This is a genomic window from Amylibacter sp. IMCC11727, from assembly GCF_029854195.1.
In the GTDB taxonomy this organism is placed as follows: domain Bacteria; phylum Pseudomonadota; class Alphaproteobacteria; order Rhodobacterales; family Rhodobacteraceae; genus Amylibacter.
This window is the reverse complement of sequence record NZ_CP122960.1, coordinates 3,019,711-3,036,067: the sequence shown is the minus strand read 5'-3', so window position 1 is coordinate 3,036,067 and position 16,357 is coordinate 3,019,711. Positions and strand designations below refer to the sequence as shown.

The following is a 16,357-nucleotide window of genomic DNA, read 5'->3' as shown; positions in this document are numbered from 1 at the left end:
CAGGCAATGTTACGCCTGTTCATGTGGGGGACAGCAAAATCGTACGGGTCCATGGCAGGGCGAGCGCGAGAACCAGCAGGATTTGTAGAACAAGGATGGCGTTCAGTATATGGCCAAACGGCTGTTTGCGGGTTTTGTGGCGGAATTTAAGTTGGGCAAATTTTGCGCCTAAAGAACCGCCAAGGATTGCCAAGCCAAGCAACGAATTTTCTGGCACGCGCCAGCCGCCTGATTGGGATTGGCGTTTGTCGTAGAAAAAGATGAGCGCGGTGAGGGCATTGATGCCCATGAGGTAGAGGATCAGGTTTGTCATGATTGTTTAAGAATTGCTGACGCTGAGTTTTTCATACGCAATTTCGATGGTTTCCACCGCGACGTCGTTGCCTTCTTCTTGAAGATCGATTCCGCTTACTTTGACGGGGAAAGCGTTGTCGAGGGTCCATGTCATGGTTGGTTTACCCGATTGATCAAGTAACTGGATCTGAACGAATTCACGTTCGATCGTGTTCATTTCGATCTTACTGTACCAATCCCAAAATTTGTTATCTTTTGTGAAAACGCCCCTTTTCAACGTGACGTTTCCGAGTTTTTGCATCCCTGGCATTTTGACTGTTTTATAAACAGGGCTGTCACCATGGCGATATTCAATGGTTTGGTTTTCGACATCGAGGCCCGAAACTTCTTGGAAGGAGACTGTTTCACCGCCAATGATGACTGAGAAATAGAATTTTGGAAGGGGCCAGTTCGTGTCTTGTTTCTTGCCTGACATGTTGAAAATCCCTGTTTGCTATGGTGTTTGACGCTAGGGGATTGAGGAACAGGATGCAATTCGAACAAAAAAGCCGAGGCGGATGCCTCGGCTTTATTTTTTTAGACTGTTTCGCTTTTTATGCGCCGACTTTTTCAGCCAGAACATCGTCGCTGACGTATTCTTCGTATTGTTTGAAGTTGTCAGAGAACATCTGAACCAATTTGGCCGCGTTGCGGTCATAGCTGGCGGGGTCGTCCCATGTGCGACGCGGATCGAGCAGGACGTCGGCCACGCCTGCGCAGGATGTTGGAACGTCAAAGCCGAAGTTTTCGTCTTTGCGGAAGTCTGCGCTGTTCAATGAACCATCGAGCGCGGCTGTCAGCAAAGCGCGGGTGGCGCGGATTGGCATGCGCGAACCTGTGCCGTAGGCGCCGCCTGTCCAACCTGTGTTCACCAACCAGCAGGTTGCACCCGATGCTGCGATACGGTCCCGCAGCAGAGCGCCGTAGGCTTCTGGGCGGCGCGGCATGAACGGTGCACCAAAGCAGGTGGAAAACGTTGGTTGTGGTTCTGTTACACCGCGTTCTGTGCCAGCTACTTTGGATGTGAAGCCAGACAGGAAGTGGTACATTGCCTGTGCAGGTGTCAGGCGTGAAATCGGAGGCAGAACGCCAAAGGCATCACATGTAAGCATGATGATGTTGCGTGGAGTGCCACCAAGACCCGTGTCAGATGCGTTAGAGATGTAGTGCAGAGGATAGGCGCAACGCATGTTGGCGGTGAGGCTATCATCGTCGAAATCCAGCTCTTTGGTGAACGGATCGTAGACCATGTTTTCGATCACAGTGCCGAATTTCTGTGTAGTGGCAAAAATCTCTGGCTCTGCCTCGGCGGAGAGGTTGATCGTTTTGGCGTAACAGCCGCCTTCAAAGTTGAAGGTTCCGTTGTCGGACCAGCCATGTTCGTCATCGCCGATCAAAATGCGGTTGGGGTCCGCTGACAGGGTCGTTTTACCTGTGCCAGACAGGCCAAAGAACACAGCCACGTCGTCTTTGTCATCTGTTGCGTGGTTTGCAGAGCAGTGCATCGGCATGACGCCTTGGTCTGGCAGAAGGTAGTTCAGCAGAGAGAAAACAGACTTCTTGTTTTCGCCAGCGTATTCCGTGCCCGCAATCAGGATCAGTTTCTTTTCGATAGAAATGGCGATCACTGTTTCGCTGCGACAGCCGTGTTTGGCTGGGTCCGCGTTGAAGGACGGGCAGTTGATGACCGTGTATTCTGGTGCGAAGGTGTCGAGTTCCTCGACTTCTGGACGGCGCAGCATGGTGCGGATGAATAGGGAATGCCATGCCAGCTCTGTCACCATGCGCACGTTGACGCGGTAATCTGGGTCAGCGCCCCCAAACAGATCTTGGACGAAATATTCGCCACCTTTCATGTGGTCGAGCATGTCTGCGTGCAGTTGCGCAAATGCGTCTTGGGCCATGGGCGGGTTGTTTTCCCACCAGATGGTGTCTTTTACGGAAGGCTCATCCACCACAAATTTGTCTTTAGGAGAGCGGCCCGTGAATTTGCCTGTGGAAACGAGAATCGTTCCGCCTTGGCCCAGTTCGCCTTCGCCGCGTTTGACGGATGTTTCGATCAGGGCTGGCTCCAGCAAGTTGTAGTGCGCCTTAGCGACACCCGTGATGCCCGTTTTTTCCAAAGATTGGGAAGGATTGAAGCGGCCTGCTTCCATGGTCTTGCTCCTCAGCGCGACGCGGTGTTGATCACCCTGCGCTTGATTGTATCAATTAGCGGCCCTTTACGGCCATTCCTGTGAATGCTGCGGCAGCAACGCGGGCTGTATAGCACCATAGTCACGTAATGGAAGGCCAGCGATTGCGGTAATGTGCCTGAGTTAACGTTAACACGGCGCCTTTTTAATAAGGGGTTTGGGGCAGAGTGTGACTCAAATGACAAAATTGGGAAAAATTGTGGCTAAAAATAGACCACTTAGCGGAAAAAACATTTGCGCCGTTAACGAACGTGTACCTAAGTAGGGTTATAAAAATAAAAAATGCAGGCAGCTTTCGAGGGCAAACAATGGCAAAGATTGCGTTGGTCGATGACGACCGCAATATTCTGACTTCTGTGTCTATGACACTGGAAGCAGAAGGTTACGATGTTTCTACTTATAATGATGGGCTTCAGGCGCTGAACGCGTTCACAGATGAATTGCCCGATATGGCAGTCTTGGACATTAAGATGCCGCGTATGGACGGAATGGACTTGCTGAGTCGGTTGCGCCAGCGCACGGACATGCCAGTGATCTTTCTGACATCTAAAGATGACGAGATTGACGAAGTTCTGGGTTTGCGGATGGGCGCGGATGATTATGTGCGCAAGCCGTTTTCACAGCGTTTGTTGGTGGAACGTATTCGCGCGATTCTGCGCCGCCAAGAGGCAAAACTGTCTGATGCGGGTAAAACCGAAGACGCACCAAATGAAAATCTGATCGAACGGGGCGAATTGACCATGGACCCGCTGCGCCACGCAGTGACATGGAAAGGCAAGCCTGTGAGTTTGACAGTGACAGAATTTCTGTTGTTGCAAGCATTGGCCAGCCGTCCTGGTTTTGTGAAAAGCCGCGATCAGCTGATGGGCGTTGCTTATGACGATCAGGTGTATGTGGATGATCGTACAATCGACAGCCATATCAAGCGGTTGCGCAAGAAAATGCGCAGTGTTGACGATGAGTTTTCAGCCATCGAAACACTGTATGGTATTGGTTACCGGTACACAGAATAATGGCCATCTTGGCAGACGAGCATATGACAGAAGAACCGCGCGGGGGCCGGGGTAATCTGTTTTCAAACGTTGCGAATGCAATCGGTCTGAGCGGGGGGCGCGGTTTGTTGCGCTCTGTCGGGTTGGAAAACCTGACCCGCATCCGCACATCCGCGTTGGCGCGTCGTATTATTACGTTCAATCTGATTGCGCTGTGCATTTTGCTGGTGGGTATGTTGTACCTGAACCAGTTCAAAGGCGGTTTGGTTGTTGAAAAACAATCCAGCATGGTGATCGAATCTGAGTTGTATACGAATGTAATCGAAGCGCGTTTGTTCGACGAAAACACAACCAATCGTGGCCTGATCGAAGGATTGCCTGTTTCAGAGGGCCTGATTGCGCGTGTTTACCTGCCAGACGAAAGCATTGCAGTGCAGTTGAACGGTGCATCTGTTGATTTGGCCACTGGCAGCGGGTTTATCGCATGGCTTGGTGGTGTTTTGGATGTGTTGCCTGGTTTGCGCACCGTAAGCGGACAAACCGCACCTATGTCGGAACAGTTCTTTGCAAGTGAAATGGCAAAGGCAGCGTTTTCTGGCCAAGAATCAATTCGTCGGTCCAACACGCAAGCGGGTGAAACCGTTTTGGCCGTGTCGCGCCCGATTATGGTCGATGGGTCCATTGCTGCAGCGATGGTTTTGACATCACAGCCTGGATACCTCGATGGATTGCTGGCCGCTGAGCAGCAGTCCGTATTGCGCCTGTTCCTGTTGGCAGTTGTTGTATCCATCGTATTGTCCGTGGCGCTGGCCAACACAATTGCGAATCCGATCCATGATTTGGCCCGTGCTGCCGAGGCTGGCACAACCAAAGAAGGCCGTCAGGATGATGCAACCCGTGTGCGTATCCCAGATTTGTCTGGACGCCCTGATGAAATTGGCCGTCTGAGCCGTGCCATGCGTGATATGACATCGGCACTTTACGATCGGATCGACACAAACGAAGAGTTTGCGGCCGACGTGGCCCACGAAATTAAAAACCCGTTGGCGTCCTTGCGCTCCGCGGTGGAAACCTTGCGCATTGCACCCGAAGGGGATGGCCGTGTTCGGTTGCTGGACGTGATTGAACACGATGTGCGCCGTCTGGACCGTTTGGTGTCTGATATTTCAAATGCGTCCCGTTTGGATGCAGAGCTGGTGAAAGAAGAGGAAGAAGTCTTTGATCTGACCCTCATGCTGAGCCGTATTGCGGAGTTCCACACACATGAAGCCAATGACAAAGAAGTCGAGCTGATCTGGGATGAGCCAGACACGCCGATCATGTTTGACGGTATGGAAGCCCGTTTGGCGCAGGTTTTTGTGAACCTGATTTCCAACGCGATTTCATTCTGTGGACAGGGCGATGCGGTTCGGGTTTGGGCCCGTGAGAAAGACAACCGCGTGTTGATCGTGGTTGAAGACACTGGTCCAGGGATCCCAGAAGAGGCGCTGACCAAAGTGTTCAAACGGTTCTATTCGGAACGTCCAGAGCATGATTATGGCAACAATTCTGGTCTTGGTCTGTCCATTTCCAAGCAGATTGTTGAAGCCCATAAAGGTGTCATCTGGGCCGAAAACATCCATGCGCGTGACGCGGAAGACGGCGATGCGCCGCTTGGTGCGCGTTTTGTGGTTGGTTTGCCTGTGTAAAACCTGCCCATGTTGGCGATAAATAACAGCCCCGTCCATGGTACCGCGATTGCGGTTCATGGGCGGGGTTTTCTGTTTGTGGGTGGCTCTGGCAGTGGGAAATCCGGGCTGGCTTTGCAGATGATGGCGCTGGGGGCGGATTTGATCGCGGATGATCAAGTGCTGCTGGTGCAATCAGGATCACATGTTGAAATCTCCGCGCCTGAGCCATTGAAATCCAAGGTCGAGGCCCGTTTTTTAGGGATCATCGAAACCACGTCTGTGCGCAGCGCACCATTGGTTTGGGTGGTGGATTTGGCCCAAGACGCACCAACGAGATTGCCACAGTTGCAGTATTGTGAAGTGCTTGGCGTTCGATTTGGCTTGATAAATGGGCGAAATGTTCCAAATTTAGCGTCTACCCTAACAATTCTGGGGCGCGGTGGGCGCCTGACGTGAAGGCGTATCTGCGAACGTGATCCATTTGAAACCAAATGCTCAGACGGCAAAAGATGGGAATATTCCCGTTGTTTTGGTCACAGGCCCATCTGGGGCAGGGCGCAGCACGGCCATTAAAGCGTTCGAGGATCTGGGGTATGAAACCATCGACAATATACCGCTGGCCCTGTTGCCACGGTTGATTGCAGGCCCGCCCGATGGACGACCAATGGCGCTGGGGCTGGATGTGCGGACGCGGGACTTTTCGGTTCGCGGCGTTTTGGATGTGTATGACGCGTTCAAACAAGACGAAGTGATGGAGCCTTCGCTGTTGTATGTGGATTGCCAAGCAGATGCGTTGGTGCGGCGGTATTCTGAAACCCGCCGCCGCCATCCAATGGCCCCAGATGACACACCCCTGCGCGGGATCGAACAGGAAATCGAACTGCTCAAAGAGTTGCGCAGCCGTGCGGATGTGTTGATCGACACAACACCGCTGACCCCGCATGATCTGAAAGCAGAAATTGGCGGGTTGTTCAGCGGGACAGGCGGCGCGTCTTTGGCCATTTCGGTGCAATCGTTTTCTTATAAACGTGGCGTGCCGCGCGGAATTGACATGGTGATGGATTGCCGCTTTCTTAGGAATCCGTATTGGGATCAAAGTTTGCGCGAAAAAACGGGTCAAGATAGTGATGTTTTGGACTATGTTTCGTCAGACCCAAAATACAGCGCGTTTTTTGATCAGTTAACCAGCCTAACGCGACTGTTGTTGCCAGCGTACCGCGATGAGGGTAAGGCGCATTTCAGCATTGGGCTGGGATGCACAGGTGGGCAGCACAGATCGGTTGCTGTTGCAGAAGAATTGGCCAAGGCGCTTGAGGCGGACGGCTGGCAGGTGTCACGACGACATCGCGAAATGGAACGGCGTCGGGGCGCCTGAATTGAATAGGAGAGACCGGCTTTGATCGGGATCGTAATCGTTGCACATGGTGGTTTGGCCAAAGAGTATTTGGCCGCGGCGGAGCATGTGTTGGGCAAACTGGACAACATCGAAGCCATTCCAACGGCTGCCGAAGTGGATCGTGACGCCAAGCAAAACGAAATTTGTCTGGCCGCTGATCGTGTGGATCAGGGGGACGGTGTTGTCGTCGTGGTGGATATGTTCGGATCATCCCCGAGCAATCTGGCCATGAAAGCCTGCACAGGATCGGGACGGCGCATTATGTATGGGGCCAATTTGCCGATGCTGGTGAAACTGGCAAAGTCCCGCAGATTGCCGCTGGATAAGGCGGTCGAACTGTCCGTGACGGCGGGCAAGAAATACATTAACGCCAGCAATGGGTTGCAAATTCCATAGGCTAAGGGGACAGGCCATGCGGATGGATCTAACGATCATCAACGAAAAAGGGCTGCACGCGCGCGCGTCGGCGAAGTTTGTGGAAACAGTGGAAGCGTTTGACGCACAAGCAACCGTATCCAAGGACGGTATTGATGTGGGCGGCGACAGTATTATGGGGCTTATGATGCTTGCCGCTTCCAAAGGGTGCGAAATTACTGTAGAGACCAGCGGAAATCAAGCGGCAGAGCTGGGCGATGCGATTAAAGCATTGGTCGGCGACTATTTCGGCGAAGGTAAGTGATGAAAACCAAGGAACAATTGATCCTGGAAGCAACGGGTGGCACGGAACCTTATAAGGCGTCCGAGTTGACCTATGCTGGATCATTTACGTCAGTGTGGAAGCGCGCGTTGATTCGCGTGATCGAAAACCTGACTGGCCGACTGAAGCTGTTGTGGCTGGTGCGGCAGTGGGAAAAAGACGAAGATCGCGATCCAGATTTCTGGAAGTCTGTTCTGGACCGTTTGGATATCAAGCTGACGACGCCGCAGGATCAGTTGGATTCCATTCCAAAAACCGGACCTTTGGTGGTGGTTTCAAACCATCCACACGGATTGGTCGATGGGATTGTGATGGCCCATTTGTTGAGCCATGCCCGCGATGATTACAAAATTCTGGCCCGCGCGTTTTTGCGCCATGTGCCACGGATCGACAAATATCTGCTGCCCGTTGCGTTCCCGCATGAGCCAGATGCCATCCAGACCAACATTCGGATGCGCAAAGAAGCCATCGCACATTTGAAAAACGATGGCTGTATCGCGTTGTTTCCTGCGGGCACAGTTGCCACCAGTGACACGTGGTTTGGCCCTGTTGTGGATCCTGATTGGATGCCGTTTACAGCCAAGATGATCCGCCAATCCGGGGCGCAGGTTTTGCCTGTGTTTTTCCCAGGGTCCAATTCCCGCGCGTATCAGATTGCCGACAAACTGTCGGTGACGCTGCGCCAATCGCTGTTGTTGCATGAAATCAAAAAGGCCATGCACAAAGACCAAAAGGTTGTTGTGGGTGAGCTGATTGAACCAGAAGTCTTGCAAGCGTTTGAGAAAGACGGGCCTGGCTTGATGAAATTCCTCAAGCAGAAGACCTATGATCTGAAGCCTGCATAGGTTTTTTCGAGTATTTTCAGAACAAAGAAACGGGCGTCAGATGTCGCCCGACTTGTCCCCCATGAGGTAACGCGGGCCTGTGCCTCGCGTCGCAGCCTTATCCGCGGGGTTGTAAAGCGCACAGGATTTGAGCGAGAGACAGCCACAGCCGATGCAGCTGTTCAGGCTGTTGCGCATATTTTGCAGGGTTTCGATTTTTTCATCGAGGATTTTGCCGAAATGCGTGCCGATCTTTGACCAATCCCGTTTGGTAGGCGTGCGCCCAGCGGGCAGGCGATCCAGTTCAGTTTTGATTTGGTCGATGGTAAAGCCGAATTGTTGTGCGATGAGGATGAAAGACACGCGGCGGATATCGGCCCGCAAGAATCGCCGTTGGCCCCCTGCATTGCGTTCAGGGTGCAGCAGGTTTTGCGTTTCATAGTAGCGCAGCGCAGATACGGCGACCCCAGTGCGTTCGGATAAGTATCCGATAGATATGGTTTTTTCAATTTTAGACTGCATTAAAAATAGTCCTTGACCTAAAGTTAGGTTGAGGCCGTAGCTTAGACATAACAGTAAGAAATGCAAGAAGGAGACTGTTATGGCTGAAGTAAGATTAGAACATGCGAATGTAACTGTGAGTGACTTGGATCGCAGTGCGAAGATGTTGGCGGATGTGTTTGGTTGGAGCATTCGCTGGGAAGGGGCATCTAAAACGCAAGGGCGCAGCATTCATGTGGGCGGGCGCGACAGTTATGTTGCGTTGTACAAAGAACCCGTAGCGGAACCGTCAAAAGAGGACAGTTACACAACGGTGGCTGGATTGAACCATTTGGCGGTGGTTGTGGATGACCTGCGCGCGATTGAGGCGAAGGTCATTGCGGCGGGGTATGAGCCGAATTCACATCAGGATTATGAACCGGGTGAGCGGTTTTATTTCGAGGATCATGATGGGATTGAGTATGAAGTGGTGAGCTACGCTTAATCCGCTGAACCGCCGTATTTTTTAAGGCCGTCTTCCAAGTGAAACCATGGGAGACGGCTGTTGTAGTATACGTGAGAGCGGGGTTCGAATGTTTCGGGTTCCGTCAGTGTTGCGGCATAGAGGTGGATTTCGCCTACGTAGTGATCCGCTTGGAATGCCATGGGGGTGCCGCAGGTATCGCAGAAGTGGCGGATGACGCCTTTGGACGAGTTGAATTGCTTTGGCGTTTGGCCTGTCCATTCGAACCCATCAAGCGGTGTGCCCAAGAATGTAGCAACAGGTGCGGCGCAGTTGCGGCGGCAATCGGTGCAATGGCAGTAGCAAGCCCAAGTTTGGGGGCCAGAATAGGCGAAGGTGACAGCGCCGCAAAAGCAGTGGCCTGTGGTTTTTGTCATGGTGATGTCTCTTGTAGGGACCAGCCGCGCCCTGTGACGCCCTTGAAGATAAGCCATGCGGCGAGGCCGAGCGGGGCAAACATCAGTGCGAAAAGCAGGAAGGGCCATGTGATTGGGGTTTTGATGCCATGCCGGATGGCATCACGGCTGATCCATGCGCCGACGAATAGATCGAAGATGAGAAAGTGGACCCATGAATTGAGCGCGCCGATAGGATGCGCAAAGAGGGCCATGACGGCGGACAGGGAGTTAAACCCTGCGCCGGGCGTGCTTTCGCCCATGATGCCACGCGCGAGCAGGAGCGTGTAAAGCGCACCAAGGACGAGGGGGATCAAAGCCGTGTGAACGAAGATTTGCGTGCCGCGCCATTTGGGAGCGAAGAAGAGGAGCGCCCATGCGGGAAAGATAGGCAGGTGGATCAGGTAGAAGATTTGATCTGGAGACATGTTAGGTTCCTATGATTAGGGGAACCTTACGGGGTTGGGGCGTTCTGGCAAGGGTGGAATTTTGGATATTTGGCCCAAGAAAAAGAGTTGGGCTTATTGCCTTTCGCGTTAACCCTGATCCACTTGATGGTGATTGAGAGACCTGTAAGTAACGAAGACGTAATTCGTTTCGCGAAAGGCTGATGTCGCAGGGTTTTCGCGAAACGCTTTAGAGTGTCTTTTCCATGGTGATTTCTGTGGGGCGGATGAAGCCCGGGTGTGTGCCTTCGGCGGTTTTGACGAAGCCGTGATGGGCGAAGATGGCGTGGTTTTCGTGCAGTTCGATGCGGGTTTGCAGGCGGAGTTTTGTGTGACCAAGGGTGCGGGCGAGGTCGGTGGATGTGTCGATCAAAGCCTTGGCGATGCCTTTGCCGCGATGATCTGGGTGGACGGCCATTTTGCCGAGGTAGAGGCAATCGGGGTGTTCAGTGAGGAAGGTGCAGGCGATTGGCATCTGATCTGCGTCGAAAACGAGGAGGAGGGTTTCGTTTGTCGCTTGTCGCTGGATATCAGCGGGTGTGAGTGTGTGTAGCGAAGATGGCGGATCGATGCGGGTTTCCATATAGGCAAAGCAGGTGTGCAGCAGGTCTAGGATCGCTTGCCAATCATGGTTTGCGCCCGCGTGGATTACCTTGCTCGTTGGAACGTTCAATTCGATAACTCCTCCAGCGTGGCTTTTGCGGAGTTGGATTTGGGGATCCAGAGGCCGCGGTCCATGGCCTCGAGCAGGCGGTCTGCGATTTCGCGTAGGGCGGGGGCGTTGTGGTCGTTGATGAAGTCGCGGGTGGCTTCGTCTTCGATAAAGGCGGCGTGCACCAGATCGAAGTGGTGGGTTTTTACGGCACCCGTGGTGGCGGAAAATGCGAACATGTAGTCGACCGTGGCGGCAATTTCGAACGCGCCTTTGTAGCCGTGACGTTTCACGCCGTCGATCCATTTCGGGTTCACCACGCGGGAGCGGACGACGCGAGAAATCTCTTCGTCGAGGGTGCGGATCACGGGGCGTTCGGGGCGTGAGTGGTCGTTGTGATAGATCGGGCGGTCTTGGCCTTGCAAGGTTGCGATTGCGGCGGCGGCGCCCCCTTCGAATTGGTAGTAGTCGTCGGAATCCAAGAGGTCGTGTTCGCGGTTATCTTGGTTTTGCACGATGGCTTCGGTCTGGGAGAGGCGGGTTTTGAGCGCTTCTTTGGCCTGTGTTCCATCGGTTTTAGCGCCGTAGGCGTAGCCGCCCCATTCAAGGTAGGCTTCGCCGAGGTCGGCCTTGTTGGCCCAGAGACGTTCGTCGATCATCGCTTGCAGGCCAGCGCCGTATGCGCCGGGTTTGGAGCCAAAAACGCGGAAGGCGGCTTCTTCGGTTCCTTCTTCGCGCAGGCGGGCGGCGGCGGGGTTTTGATCGGCGGGTTCATCGAGTTCCATGACGGCGCGGGCGGCAGAATCCACGAGCGCCATTTGTTGCGGGAAGGCATCGCGGAAAAAGCCTGAGACGCGCAGTGTGACGTCGACGCGGGGGCGGGCGAGAACCGAAAGTGGAAGGATTTCGAACCCTGTGACGCGGCGGTTGGCGCTGTCCCATTGGGGTTTCACGCCCATGAGCGCGAGTGCCTGTGCGATGTCATCGCCGCCTGTGCGCATGTTCGCGGTGCCCCATGCGGTGATCAGCAGCGTGCGTGGCCAATCACCGTGATCTTGCAGATGGCGTTCGATGAGGAGGTTGGCAGATTTCCAACCCAAAGCCCAAGCGGTGGGGGTGGGGACAGCGCGTGAATCGACAGAAAAAAAGTTGCGGCCTGTGGGCAGCACATCCATGCGGCCCCGCGTTGGTGCGCCTGATGGGGCGGGGGGAACGAAATGGCCATTGAGCGCGGTGAGGAGGCCGTCAGATTCCGCAGGACCGCAGGCGCGGACCGTGGGGCGGATGTGGGTTTTGATGTGATCTAGGACGGCAGTGGTTTGGGGCAGGTCGGTGGGATCTGTGCCGTCGATAAGTTGGGATGCGAGCCGTTCGATGCGTTCCACAGTGTCGCCACAGGTGCGCCATGTGCTGGTGTCGAGATCGGCGAGGATTTGAGGGTGTGGGCCTGTCCATGGGTCGGACATTTGGCAATCGAGCGGATCGAAGTTGAGGCCGAGATCGTTGGCGAGGCTGCGTTGCAGGGAGGCGTTTTCGGGTGCGTCGTTGCCACGCGGAACGCGTGCGAGCGCAGCGATGAGATCGGTTTCGAGGCGACCTTCGGGAGAGGAGCCAAAGATGTGCAGGCCGTCGCGGATTTGCGCCTCTTTCAGCTCGCATAGGTATTCATCGAGTTTGGCGAGATCGGATTCTTCGTCTGCGCCGCCCATGCCCGCATCCGTGTCGATGCCCGTGGCAGAGGTGAGGGCGAGGATTTCGCGGCGCAGGTGGGTGAGGCGACGGGGATCGACGCCTGCGGCCTCGTAATATTCATCAACGAGCGCTTCGAGATCGCGCAGGGGGCCGTAGGTTTCGGCGCGCGTCAGCGGCGGTGTGAGGTGGTCGATGATGACTGCGGCGGCGCGGCGTTTGGCTTGTGTGCCTTCGCCCGGATCGTTGACGATGAACGGGTAGATGTGCGGGGTTGGGCCGAGGATTGCTTCGGGGAAGCAGGTTTCGGAGAGGGCGAGGGCTTTGCCTGGCAGCCATTCGAGGTTGCCGTGTTTGCCCATGTGGATGAGCGCGTGTGCGCCGAATGCGTGACGCAGGTAGAAGTAGAAGGCGAGATAGTTGTGCGGTGGGACAAGATCGGGAGAGTGGTAGGTTTCCTTTGGGTCGATGTTGTAGCCGCGTGCGGGTTGCACGCCCACGAGTGCATTGCCGAAATCGAAGATTGAAAGGGCGAAATGGCCGTCGGGGTCCGGGGTGTCGATCGTGTCGGATTTGGATATTTTTGCCAAGAAAAAGGGGTCTTGGGTCGGTGCGCCCCAGCGGGTTTCGATTTGATCGCGCACATCGAGGGGGAGTTTTTTGTAGTGTTCGAGGTAGTCGGCGAGAGGAAGTTCTGCGCCGCCCGTGCGATCTGCACGATCCGTGAGCCAGTTGGTGGGGCCTGCCATGATTTGCGTCATCAAGGCATCGCTATCGGCGGGGATATTCTGGATGGAATAGCCGTTGTCGGACAGGGTTTTCAGGGCGTTTACAGTTGCGGCTGGTGTGTCAAGGCCAACGCCATTGGCGAGGCGGCCATCTTTGTTGGGGTAGTTGGCGAGGATGAGGGCTGTCTTGCGATCCGCGGGTTTTGTGGCGCGAAGGGTGGCCCAGTTTTTGGCGAGTTGGGCGACAAATTCGATACGGTCCCCGCGCGCGCGGTAAGCAGCGATGGGACATTCGGTTGCCTCGTCAAAATAGGCTTCACCTTTGAAAGAAATAGCGCGGGAGAGGATGCGGCCGTCCACTTCGGGCAGGGACACGTTCATGGCGATGTCGCGGGCGGTGAGACCGTGGAGGCCTTCTTCCCAGCTTGCTTCGGAAGCGCCAGACAGGACCACTTGGAAAATTGGGGCGGCATTTGCAAAAGGGGCAGCGAGTGGGTTTTGAGCAGCAGTGTCGCCTGCGTGCGGCGAGCCGACGGCGAAGGAGGTGCAGTTGAGGATGACGCTGGGTGGGGCGTCATTGAAGAGGGTTTCGAGGGTGGCGACAGAGACAGGGTCTTTGAGGCTGGCCACGAAGATGGGCAAGGGATTGAGGCCTGCACGCAAGAGCGATTTGGTGAGGCGATTGATGGGGTGCAGGCCGGCACCTTGGACAAGGGCCCTGTAGAAAATGACCGGGACGATGGGGGCGCCGTCTGTCCAGTTTTCTTGAGCGGCAGAAAGGTCTGCAATACCTGCGCCCGGCCAGTAAACGCCTGCGCGTAGGAGCGGTTTGGCCAGCGGCGGTGTGTCGCCGCCGTTTGCCATGCTGGCGGCGTAGTTGAGGAAGTTGGTGTTATTTTCTGGCCCGCCTTCGACCATATAGGCCCAGAGGTTTTCCCAATCATCACGAGACACGGTGGAAAGGCGCCAGAGGTCTTCGTCGGGTTTGTCGTCCCCTGGGAGTGCGGCAAATAGAATGCCTGCTTGGCCTAAGTGGATGGCGTATTGTTCAAGGCCGTATTTCCAATAGCCTGTGCCGCCAAGGCATCGGGCGATGACAAGTTTGGATTTTGTGGCACAGTGTTCGATGTGCAGATCGACGGACATCGGGTGTTGCAAATGGGTGAGGTTTGCAAGGCGCAGGGTTGGAGGGGATGCGTGTTCGGAGCGCGCTTCGGACAGGCCCGCGAGTTCGGTGTCAGCGGCGGAGATGAAGACGATGTCGGCAGGGGTTTGGCCGAGGTCAACGGGTTCATTGTCGTCAATCGTGCCAGGCTGGGCGTTCAGGAGGTGCATAGTGTGTTGGCTTTCGTCTGGACGCGGGCGTGTTTGAGTATTTAGAGAACAAAGAAGCGCGAGGGAACGCGTTAGATTTGGCGTTCCATGAAGGTGCTTTCAGGATCATCGTGGTAGTCGCCAAAGGGGCCACGGCGGGTGAAACCGTGTTTTTCGTAGAGCTTTATCGCGGCGGCGAGTTTTTCACCTGTTTCAAGGCGTAACAGCGGCAGGTTTTGGGATTTGGCGAGGGTGGTGAGTTCTCTGATTAGGCGGTCAGCGGCCCCTTTGCCACGGGCGGCTGGGTCCACGAACATGGATTTCAATTCGCCGTAGGTGGATTTGTTGGACAGTGCGCCACAGCCGATGATTTGATTGCCCTCCGAAATGGTAAGCATGGTAATTTCGGGGACGCAGAGATCGTCAATTTCGAGGTAGTGGCAGCTATCGGCGGGAAAGAGTTCGTTCATCAAGGCGTGCGATTGTTCCAGCAGTTTTACAACTGCTGGATCGCGTGGATCGCCTGTTTGAACAGTGAGGGTCATTGCAGGGCAGCCGTGATTGCGGTTTGGTCAAGACCTGCTTGGCCGATGACGACAAGGCGGGTTGTGCGGGGTTCATCCGCGCTGAACGGACGATCAAAGTAGGTGTCGACGCGAGGGCCAACGGCCTGCAACGTGAGCCGCATGGGTTTGCCAGTCACAGCAGCGAAGCCTTTGAGGCGGAGAATATCGTTGGCGCGGATCACATCGGCGACTTGTTCTGCAAATGCCGTTGGATCTGTGATCTCGGCCCGTTCCACCACGAAGGATTCAAATTCGTCGTGGCCGTGCTCATGTTCGTGATCATGGTGGTGATCGTCGTCGTGATGATCGTCGTGGTCGTCATCGTGATGGTGGTGATGGTGGTGGACTTCGTGACGGGCATCGAGGTCGTCTTCGGCACCGATGCCTTGGCCGAGCAGCACATCGACAGGGAGTGCGCCCATGGAGGCTTTGACCACTTGCACGCCATCGCGGCTTTCGGATTTGAGTTTGGTGACGAGAGATGTGGATTCATCCGCATCGAGCAGATCGGATTTGTTCACCACGATCATGTCGGCACAGGCGATCTGGTCTTCGAACAATTCAGACAGCGGTGTTTCGTGATCAAGGTTTTCGTCCATGGCGCGTTGGGCATCGACGGCGGCCACGTTGTGGGCGAAGCGGCCTTCGGTCACGGCCTTGCCATCCACCACTGTAACAACCCCATCAACGGTGACGCGGGTGCGGATTTCGGGCCAGTTGAAGGCGCGGACCAGCGGTTGTGGTAGGGCGAGGCCTGAGGTTTCGATAACGATGTGGTCTGGTGCGTTTTCGCGGGCCAGCAGTTTTTCCATGGTTGGCACAAAATCATCGGCCACGGTGCAGCAGATGCAGCCGTTGGAGAGTTCCATCACATCGTCTTCGGTGCAGGTTTCATCGCCGCAGCCCTTGAGGATATCACCATCCACGCCCAGATCGCCGAATTCATTGATGATCAGAGCGATGCGTTTGCCGTTTGCGTTCTGCAGCATATGGCGGATGAGGGTGGTTTTGCCTGCGCCCAGAAAACCTGTGACAACTGTGGCGGGGATTTTTGCGGACATGGATGGCTCCTGTAGCGCAGCGATTGCGCGGGTGTTTTGTTTCGGTTAGGTGAGCCTATGGCTCATACTGTTTTCATTTGCACGACATGTGCGGCATTGGATGGCGACCCGAAAGGGGCGGCGTTGATTGCGGATGTGTCTGCGCGGCTGGCCCCGTTGGGGGATTTTGAGGTGCGCGGGCAAGAGTGTTTGAATGTGTGTGACAAGCCCACAGCGGTTGCGTTTCGCAGTGAGGGCAAGGCGGCATATTTGTTTGCGGGTGTCGATGCCGAGGCGGATGGGCCCGATGTTGAAGCCTTTGCCAAACTGTATGCCGATGCACCTGATGGGTGGATCGAAGATGCAAGGCCCGCAGGGAAGTTGCGGTTTTGTTTGATCGGGCGGATACCAGCATAG

General features: G+C 55.1%; 19 protein-coding genes. 9 read left to right on the top strand and 10 right to left on the bottom strand.

Translation table 11 applies throughout. From position 1 onward, the window contains the following. Positions 1-19: 19 nt before the first annotated feature. From QBD29_RS15210 to QBD29_RS15200, 3 genes are all read right to left on the bottom strand, one after another. Positions 20-313 (bottom strand): DUF1294 domain-containing protein, encoded by a 294-nt coding sequence (locus tag QBD29_RS15210; protein ID WP_280098934.1) that lies wholly within the window; start codon positions 311-313, stop codon positions 20-22. Between the two features lie 6 nt (positions 314-319). Next, the gene (locus QBD29_RS15205) at positions 320-769 is read right to left on the bottom strand and encodes a phage tail protein (protein ID WP_280098933.1); all 450 of its coding nucleotides are present in this window, start codon (positions 767-769) and stop codon (positions 320-322) included. Between the two features lie 118 nt (positions 770-887). Next, complete coding sequence (locus QBD29_RS15200) at positions 888-2,489, bottom strand: phosphoenolpyruvate carboxykinase (RefSeq protein ID WP_280098932.1); 1,602 nt, start codon at positions 2,487-2,489, stop codon at positions 888-890. A gap of 347 nt (positions 2,490-2,836) precedes the next feature. On the opposite strand from QBD29_RS15200, the gene QBD29_RS15195 reads away from it, so the two are divergent. From QBD29_RS15195 to QBD29_RS15165, 7 genes are read left to right on the top strand one after another with little or no spacing between them, the layout of a single operon-like run. After that, on the top strand, positions 2,837-3,541 hold the full coding sequence (locus QBD29_RS15195) for a response regulator transcription factor (RefSeq protein ID WP_280098931.1): 705 nt from the start codon (positions 2,837-2,839) through the stop codon (positions 3,539-3,541). Beyond that, on the top strand, positions 3,541-5,208 hold the full coding sequence (locus tag QBD29_RS15190; RefSeq protein ID WP_280098930.1) for a sensor histidine kinase: 1,668 nt from the start codon (positions 3,541-3,543) through the stop codon (positions 5,206-5,208). The genes QBD29_RS15195 and QBD29_RS15190 overlap by 1 nt, the downstream gene beginning before the upstream one ends. Before the next feature lie 9 nt (positions 5,209-5,217). Next, the gene (locus QBD29_RS15185) at positions 5,218-5,646 is read left to right on the top strand and encodes a serine kinase (protein ID WP_280098929.1); all 429 of its coding nucleotides are present in this window, start codon (positions 5,218-5,220) and stop codon (positions 5,644-5,646) included. A 25-nt stretch (positions 5,647-5,671) separates the two neighbouring features. Beyond that, positions 5,672-6,565 carry an RNase adapter RapZ gene (gene rapZ / locus QBD29_RS15180; RefSeq protein ID WP_280100978.1) on the top strand — a complete coding sequence of 298 codons (894 nt, stop codon included), beginning with the start codon at positions 5,672-5,674 and terminating at the stop codon, positions 6,563-6,565. A gap of 21 nt (positions 6,566-6,586) precedes the next feature. Then, positions 6,587-6,982: a PTS fructose transporter subunit IIA gene (locus QBD29_RS15175; protein WP_280098928.1), complete on the top strand. Its 396-nt coding sequence runs from the start codon at positions 6,587-6,589 to the stop codon at positions 6,980-6,982. Positions 6,983-6,998: 16 nt separating this feature from the next. Beyond that, complete coding sequence (locus tag QBD29_RS15170; RefSeq protein ID WP_280098927.1) at positions 6,999-7,265, top strand: HPr family phosphocarrier protein; 267 nt, start codon at positions 6,999-7,001, stop codon at positions 7,263-7,265. Beyond that, positions 7,265-8,128: a lysophospholipid acyltransferase family protein gene (locus QBD29_RS15165; RefSeq protein ID WP_280098926.1), complete on the top strand. Its 864-nt coding sequence runs from the start codon at positions 7,265-7,267 to the stop codon at positions 8,126-8,128. Before QBD29_RS15170 ends, QBD29_RS15165 begins: the two co-directional genes overlap by 1 nt. Before the next feature lie 36 nt (positions 8,129-8,164). On the opposite strand, the gene soxR is transcribed toward QBD29_RS15165, so the two are convergent. Continuing rightward, positions 8,165-8,629 carry a redox-sensitive transcriptional activator SoxR gene (gene soxR / locus QBD29_RS15160; RefSeq protein ID WP_280098925.1) on the bottom strand — a complete coding sequence of 155 codons (465 nt, stop codon included), beginning with the start codon at positions 8,627-8,629 and terminating at the stop codon, positions 8,165-8,167. A gap of 79 nt (positions 8,630-8,708) precedes the next feature. On the opposite strand from soxR, the gene QBD29_RS15155 reads away from it, so the two are divergent. Continuing rightward, positions 8,709-9,092, top strand: coding sequence for a VOC family protein (locus QBD29_RS15155; protein ID WP_280098924.1), 384 nt, complete (start codon positions 8,709-8,711; stop codon positions 9,090-9,092). Here QBD29_RS15155 and QBD29_RS15150 read toward each other — a convergent pair. The 6 genes from QBD29_RS15150 to cobW all read right to left on the bottom strand — a co-directional run bounded on the left by QBD29_RS15150 (position 9,089) and on the right by cobW (position 15,961). After that, positions 9,089-9,487 (bottom strand): GFA family protein, encoded by a 399-nt coding sequence (locus QBD29_RS15150; RefSeq protein ID WP_280098923.1) that lies wholly within the window; start codon positions 9,485-9,487, stop codon positions 9,089-9,091. The genes QBD29_RS15155 and QBD29_RS15150 overlap by 4 nt on opposite strands. Continuing rightward, on the bottom strand, positions 9,484-9,933 hold the full coding sequence (locus QBD29_RS15145; RefSeq protein ID WP_280098922.1) for an ABA4-like family protein: 450 nt from the start codon (positions 9,931-9,933) through the stop codon (positions 9,484-9,486). Before QBD29_RS15145 ends, QBD29_RS15150 begins: the two co-directional genes overlap by 4 nt. Positions 9,934-10,141: 208 nt before the next feature. Continuing rightward, positions 10,142-10,624, bottom strand: a complete 483-nt coding sequence (locus QBD29_RS15140) for a GNAT family N-acetyltransferase (protein WP_280098921.1) — start codon at positions 10,622-10,624, stop codon at positions 10,142-10,144. Further along, entirely contained in the window at positions 10,621-14,355 is a 3,735-nt protein-coding gene (gene cobN, locus QBD29_RS15135; protein ID WP_280098920.1) for a cobaltochelatase subunit CobN, read from the bottom strand. The genes QBD29_RS15140 and cobN overlap by 4 nt, the downstream gene beginning before the upstream one ends. 71 nt (positions 14,356-14,426) lie before the next feature. Beyond that, positions 14,427-14,879, bottom strand: coding sequence for a GNAT family N-acetyltransferase (locus QBD29_RS15130; protein WP_280098919.1), 453 nt, complete (start codon positions 14,877-14,879; stop codon positions 14,427-14,429). Continuing rightward, positions 14,876-15,961, bottom strand: a complete 1,086-nt coding sequence (gene cobW, locus QBD29_RS15125; protein WP_280098918.1) for a cobalamin biosynthesis protein CobW — start codon at positions 15,959-15,961, stop codon at positions 14,876-14,878. The genes QBD29_RS15130 and cobW overlap by 4 nt, the downstream gene beginning before the upstream one ends. A 57-nt stretch (positions 15,962-16,018) precedes the next feature. On the opposite strand from cobW, the gene QBD29_RS15120 reads away from it, so the two are divergent. After that, positions 16,019-16,357 carry a DUF1636 domain-containing protein gene (locus tag QBD29_RS15120; protein WP_280098917.1) on the top strand — a complete coding sequence of 113 codons (339 nt, stop codon included), beginning with the start codon at positions 16,019-16,021 and terminating at the stop codon, positions 16,355-16,357.

Excerpts from the sequence above, each read along its gene's own strand:
- QBD29_RS15210 (WP_280098934.1), bottom strand. The coding sequence starts at position 313 with ATGACAAACCTGATCCTCTACCTCATGGGCATCAATGCCCTCACCGCG.
- QBD29_RS15205 (WP_280098933.1), bottom strand. The coding sequence starts at position 769 with ATGTCAGGCAAGAAACAAGACACGAACTGGCCCCTTCCAAAATTCTAT.
- QBD29_RS15200 (WP_280098932.1), bottom strand. The coding sequence starts at position 2,489 with ATGGAAGCAGGCCGCTTCAATCCTTCCCAATCTTTGGAAAAAACGGGC.
- QBD29_RS15195 (WP_280098931.1), top strand. The coding sequence starts at position 2,837 with ATGGCAAAGATTGCGTTGGTCGATGACGACCGCAATATTCTGACTTCT.
- QBD29_RS15190 (WP_280098930.1), top strand. The coding sequence starts at position 3,541 with ATGGCCATCTTGGCAGACGAGCATATGACAGAAGAACCGCGCGGGGGC.
- QBD29_RS15185 (WP_280098929.1), top strand. The coding sequence starts at position 5,218 with ATGTTGGCGATAAATAACAGCCCCGTCCATGGTACCGCGATTGCGGTT.
- QBD29_RS15170 (WP_280098927.1), top strand. The coding sequence starts at position 6,999 with ATGCGGATGGATCTAACGATCATCAACGAAAAAGGGCTGCACGCGCGC.
- QBD29_RS15165 (WP_280098926.1), top strand. The coding sequence starts at position 7,265 with ATGAAAACCAAGGAACAATTGATCCTGGAAGCAACGGGTGGCACGGAA.
- soxR (WP_280098925.1), bottom strand. The coding sequence starts at position 8,629 with ATGCAGTCTAAAATTGAAAAAACCATATCTATCGGATACTTATCCGAA.
- QBD29_RS15155 (WP_280098924.1), top strand. The coding sequence starts at position 8,709 with ATGGCTGAAGTAAGATTAGAACATGCGAATGTAACTGTGAGTGACTTG.
- QBD29_RS15150 (WP_280098923.1), bottom strand. The coding sequence starts at position 9,487 with ATGACAAAAACCACAGGCCACTGCTTTTGCGGCGCTGTCACCTTCGCC.
- QBD29_RS15145 (WP_280098922.1), bottom strand. The coding sequence starts at position 9,933 with ATGTCTCCAGATCAAATCTTCTACCTGATCCACCTGCCTATCTTTCCC.
- cobN (WP_280098920.1), bottom strand. The coding sequence starts at position 14,355 with ATGCACCTCCTGAACGCCCAGCCTGGCACGATTGACGACAATGAACCC.
- QBD29_RS15130 (WP_280098919.1), bottom strand. The coding sequence starts at position 14,879 with ATGACCCTCACTGTTCAAACAGGCGATCCACGCGATCCAGCAGTTGTA.
- cobW (WP_280098918.1), bottom strand. The coding sequence starts at position 15,961 with ATGTCCGCAAAAATCCCCGCCACAGTTGTCACAGGTTTTCTGGGCGCA.
- QBD29_RS15120 (WP_280098917.1), top strand. The coding sequence starts at position 16,019 with ATGGCTCATACTGTTTTCATTTGCACGACATGTGCGGCATTGGATGGC.